General features: G+C 67.9%; 3 protein-coding genes and 1 pseudogene. 1 reads left to right on the top strand and 3 read right to left on the bottom strand.

All coding sequences use genetic code 11. The annotated features are described in order from the left end of the window. Nucleotides 1-107: 107 nt before the first annotated feature. The 3 genes from ABZU75_RS45465 to ABZU75_RS45455 form a co-directional block, all read right to left on the bottom strand. The gene (locus ABZU75_RS45465; RefSeq protein ID WP_355569488.1) at nucleotides 108-1,436 is read right to left on the bottom strand and encodes an aminotransferase class V-fold PLP-dependent enzyme; all 1,329 of its coding nucleotides are present in this window, start codon (nucleotides 1,434-1,436) and stop codon (nucleotides 108-110) included. Between the two features lie 304 nt (nucleotides 1,437-1,740). Further along, nucleotides 1,741-2,754 (bottom strand): cation diffusion facilitator family transporter, encoded by a 1,014-nt coding sequence (locus tag ABZU75_RS45460; RefSeq protein ID WP_355569485.1) that lies wholly within the window; start codon nucleotides 2,752-2,754, stop codon nucleotides 1,741-1,743. A 49-nt stretch (nucleotides 2,755-2,803) separates the two neighbouring features. Continuing rightward, the gene (locus ABZU75_RS45455; RefSeq protein ID WP_355569482.1) at nucleotides 2,804-2,998 is read right to left on the bottom strand and encodes a hypothetical protein; all 195 of its coding nucleotides are present in this window, start codon (nucleotides 2,996-2,998) and stop codon (nucleotides 2,804-2,806) included. 428 nt (nucleotides 2,999-3,426) lie between these two features. On the opposite strand from ABZU75_RS45455, the pseudogene ABZU75_RS45450 reads away from it, so the two are divergent. Continuing rightward, nucleotides 3,427-3,684 (top strand): annotated as a pseudogene (locus tag ABZU75_RS45450) (hypothetical protein); the annotation flags it as partial. Nucleotides 3,685-4,279 lie beyond the last annotated feature (595 nt).

Here is a 4,279-nt window from a genome sequence, read left to right as displayed (position 1 = left end):
AGCGGGCCCGCCCGATGACGGGCCCGCTACGCGAGGCATCCATGATCACGACAAGGTGCCGCTGGACCCGCTGCGGACCGCCGAGCACTACGCCGACCGGCATGTTTTCAGCGGCGCATCCGCGAGGCCAGTTCGCGCACCGCCACGGCGAGCAGATCGACCTGATCGCGGGAGGTGAACAGCGCCGGCGTCACCCGGACGCAGTCGCCCCGCACCGGCCCGCCGCGGCGCACTGTGAAGATCCGATGCCTGTCCATCAGATCCTTGGTGATCGCGACGTTGTCGGCTTCGGAGGTACGTCCGGTGATCCGGAACGCGGTCATGGTCCCGTACATGGCGGGCTCCTCGGGAGTGAGGATCTCCAGGTTGGGAATGTCGATCACCTGGTGCACCCAGCGGTCGCGCAGAAAGCGCAGCCGCGCCTGCTTGACCGCGGCACCCAGGGTGTCGTGGAAGTCCAGGGCGGTGCCCACGGTGAGGATCGGGGCGACGTCCATGGTGCCGGAGTGGACCCGCGAGCGGATGTCGCGGCCGGAGTAGGTCTCGTCGGCGAAAGCAGGGTCGATGTCGGCCAGGCGGTTCTTGCGAATGTAGAGGAACCCCGACCCCAACGGCGCCCCCATCCACTTGTGCAAGGAGAACACCGCGAAATCCGCTTTGAGGTCACCGATGGTGAAGTCGAGCTGCCCCCAGGAGTGGGCCGCGTCGACGATCACGTCGACGCCTTTGTCACGGGCCATCGTGACGATCTCTGCCACCGGCAGGACGAGTCCGGTGCGGTTGTTCATATGACTCAGCAGCAGCAACTTGGCCCGTGGATGGTCGCGTAGCGCCTGGGCGTAGGTGTCCAGTGCGACCTGGCGGGTCGCCGGCTCGGGGATGGCCATCCGCTCGACGCTCACCCCGCGCCGACCGCGCAGCCAGTTCATGGCGTACCGCGCGCTGTGGTAGTCGAGGTCGGCGTACATCACCGCGTCGCCCGGCCGCAGCCGGTTGTAGCCGCCGATCAGGTTCTGCAGGGCTTCGGTGCCACCACGGGTCAGGGCGATCTCCTCGTGGGAGGCACCCAGGACGGTCGCGATGCGTTTCCTGACCTGGGTGGCCCGATCGGTGTAGGAGGTGCGCAGCAGGTGGGAGTTCAGCTCGTTCAGCTGGTCCACGTTGTGGTGATATGCCTGACGCACCGGCTCAGGCATGATCCCGTAGTAGCCGTTCTCCAGATTGATGAAGTCCGGGCTGACCCGGTACTGCCGTGCCACAGTGCCCCAGAAGCTCTCATCCCTGGCGAGCTGGTCAGGCCTACGACCGGCCGGAACGATCAGCGGCTCGGCCTCCGGCAACCGCGGCGCCGGTGATGGCGGAGTCCCCGGCGGTGAAACAGCGGAGACGGCCACCGCCCCCAGTCCAGCGACCATCTCACGCCTCGACAAACTCATCGAACCACCCCACATCGATCAGCCAAAGCTCACCGAATAGTGGCTCTGATCTGCTCTAACAGTGAAATTCCAGTGTGTGGCTAATGCGCTTTGCGGGGTGGTCATCCCAGCTTTTCGGGCGTGGCGCGGTGAAGATCGGGCATTGGACGCGACCGGAGATCCTCACCTGGGGCGCGTTCGCCGGGCAGATCCCAGCTGCCCTTGACGCAGCGCGCGGGCCGATGAATCCGCCGAAGTCCGGTGGCTCGTCAGGAGAGCGCGAAAACTCGACTTCGATGATCGCCGCGAAGGTGGACGCCGTGATCTACTCCGGGCTCTGTGACAGGTGGGCCGCATCGCTCTGATCGCCGGGATCGGTGTGGCCGGCCGGGGGTGTGGCGGGGACGGTGCTGTTTTCGTGAGGGGGGCTGCGGTGGGTGGGGCCGTGGGGTGCGGCGCAGTGGGTGTCGGTGCCGCCGATGGTCAGCAGTTGCGGTGGGGCGTGGTCGACCTGCAAGGTGGTGTGCTCGATGCCGTAGGTGTCGTGGAATATCCGCTCGGCGGCCAGGCGTACGGTGTGACAGTCGGCGCCGGAGGCGACCAGGATGTGCGCCGACAGCGCGGCGTAGCCGGAGGTGACCTCCCAGATGTGCAGGTCATGCACTTCGACGACGTGTTCCAAAGCGGCGGTTCTGGCGCCGATCTCGGCGGGATTCATGTTCGCGGGAGCGGCTTCCATGAAGACCCGGCTCGCGTCGCGGACCAGTCCCCAGCCCGCCGTGAGCATCAGGACGGCGACGACGAGGGCGGCGATCGCGTCGGCACGGGTCCAGCCGGTGAGCCAGATGACGGCTCCGGCGATCGTGGTGGCGATGAAGGCGAACAGGTCGTTGAGGATGTGCTGGTAGGCGCCTTCGACGTTGAGACTGGAGCGGTTGGCCCGAGACAGCAGCCAGGTGGCGGCCAGGTTGACGACGATTCCGGCCAGGCCGGTCACCACCACGTACAGGCCTTCAACCTCGGGAGGCACGATCAGGCGGCGGACGCCTTCGTAGGTGAAGTAGGCGGCCAGCAGTAGCAGGGTGATGCCGTTGATCTGCGCGGAGATGATCTCGGCGCGCTTGAGCCCGTAGGTGAAGCCGCCCTGCGGTGGCCGGGCGGCGATCCGCATGGCGATCAGCGCGAAGACGATGGCGACGGCGTCGGTGAGCATATGACCGGCATCGGAGATCAGGGCCAGAGACCGGGCGATGAAGCCGACGACGACCTCGACCGCCATGAATCCGACGATCAGCGCCAGTGCCCCGGTCAGGTAGCGGCGATCGGCCTCAGCGCTCACCGCATGCCCATGCCCGTGTCCGGAGCCATGCCCGCCTCGGTGTCCACGCTCAGCCATCGCTTCGCTCCCCTTGGTGGTGGGTTTCTGTGTCGTGCCCGATATGGGTGATCGCCAGGGCGAACAGCATCCGCATGTGGGAGTCGGCGAGCCGGTAGTGCGCCGGCCGTCCGGCTCGGCGGACCTGCACCACGCGGTGCGTGCGCAGCAGCCGCAGCGCGCATGAGGTCGCCGCCAGGTCGCACACACATCTCTCCCGCCTGCGGCAGCGCGGCCGTCAGCCTCAGCCCCGGGATCGGCCAGCAGTCCGAAGACCTGCGCAAGCTCCTGCACCGTGTGTTCGGTCGGCAGCGCCCGTCGGACGCCCTGCACCCGCTCGGCGTCCGCGAGCGAGGAGGAGTGGGCGTCGGGATGCGCAGTCACCCTCGCATGCGAATGGCTATTCAGGTGCACAGATGCACAGAGCGTGGTTCGGGGGGCACAGCGCCTACCTCTTTTCCTCGTCGGGGTACGGGCTGTTCATCGCAATGAATACCTGTTCAGTTGGTCATATGTTTAAGCATTTGGTAATGAGGAAATTACCCTTCGTGAGCATCGCAGGTCAAGTACCCCTAGCTTGACCAGGCTGCCGACCCCGCGCCGGTGAACAGATGCCGATCAAAGGGAGACATCGCAATGATCGCGAAGCGAACCACCGCCCTGACCGTGTGCGCCACACTGAGCGGACTCATCCTGGCCGCCCTGCCCGCCCACGCGGCCGCCCGCCTCGCCGGCACGACCGGCAGTCCTGCCCTGGCCTGCACCTACCAGGTCACCGACGTGCGCTCCGGCGCCGTGCTGAACATCCGCTCCGGTGCCGGCAAGGCCTTCGGCCCGGTCGGCACGCTACGGACGGGCGAGGCGCCGGTCGCCGGTACCTGCACGAGCGTCAACGGCTGGGTGCAGGTCAAAACCGCCACCGGCGTGACCGGCTGGGCTCCGTCCGGCAACCTCCGCAAGCTCGCCTCCCCTCCCGCCGTGACCGGCCAGCCGGCGCTGGCCTGCACCTACCGGGTTAACCGCATCGACCGCGACCAGTACGTCAACCTCCGCTCCAGCACAGACAAGACCTCCCGCCCGGTCGGCAAGCTACGGGTGGCCGACGGCCGGTTCGCCGGCGCCTGCACGAGTGTCAACGGCTGGGTGCGGATCAAGAGCGCCGGCGGCGTGATCGGCTGGGCCTCGGCGAGTCACCTGCGCAAGGTGCGCAACGCCGGTCCGGTCGGCGTGACCGGCCGACCGACGCTGGCCTGCACCTATCAGGTCACCCATGTGCGGCGCGTCAGCTTCCTCAACGTCCGCTCCGGCGCCGGGCTGCGCTTTCGCCCGGTCGCCAGGCTGCGGGTGGCCGACGGCCGGTTCGCCGGCGCCTGCAAGCCGACCAGGGGCTGGGATGAGGGAGAGCGGCTGGGCACCGGCGGCCACGTTGCGCAGGCCCTCGCGGACCATGGCCTGGGCCAGGACGGTCGCGGTGGTGGTGCCGTCACCG

The organism is Streptosporangium sp. NPDC005286 (assembly GCF_040607515.1).
Classification (GTDB): domain Bacteria; phylum Actinomycetota; class Actinomycetes; order Streptosporangiales; family Streptosporangiaceae; genus Streptosporangium.
This window is presented reverse-complemented; position numbering and strand designations above follow the sequence as displayed.